The organism is Pseudoalteromonas sp. RB2-MNA-CIBAN-0110 (assembly GCF_040309305.1).
GTDB lineage: Bacteria > Pseudomonadota > Gammaproteobacteria > Enterobacterales > Alteromonadaceae > Pseudoalteromonas > Pseudoalteromonas arctica.
The window spans coordinates 1-237 of sequence record NZ_JBEOOQ010000322.1 but is presented as its reverse complement, the minus strand read 5'-3'; the positions used below and the strand labels follow the sequence as shown (position 1 = coordinate 237).

Here is a 237-nt window from a genome sequence, read left to right as displayed (position 1 = left end):
CTCGGTAATCAGGCTCAACATACTCAATAGCTTGATGCGATTTTAAGCGCTCAATTGCTTCTTTAGCGCTCATTCCTGATATTTTAAATTTTGCGAGGCGGCCAGAAAATAACGAGGTGAAGTTATCATCAATTTCATCGTTATTTAGATCAGATATTTTGGCTTTTACTAACGAACGAGCTTGCTTACGCATTTCCGGCGAAGCATTCTTTTTATACTTAACAATAATCGAGTCAC

1 protein-coding gene is annotated in these 237 nt (G+C 38.0%); it reads right to left on the bottom strand.

Translation table 11 applies throughout. The features are described from left to right. The coding region (locus AAEY68_RS21670) for a S8 family serine peptidase (protein ID WP_350586896.1) at positions 1–237 on the bottom strand (237 nt) is incomplete at both ends.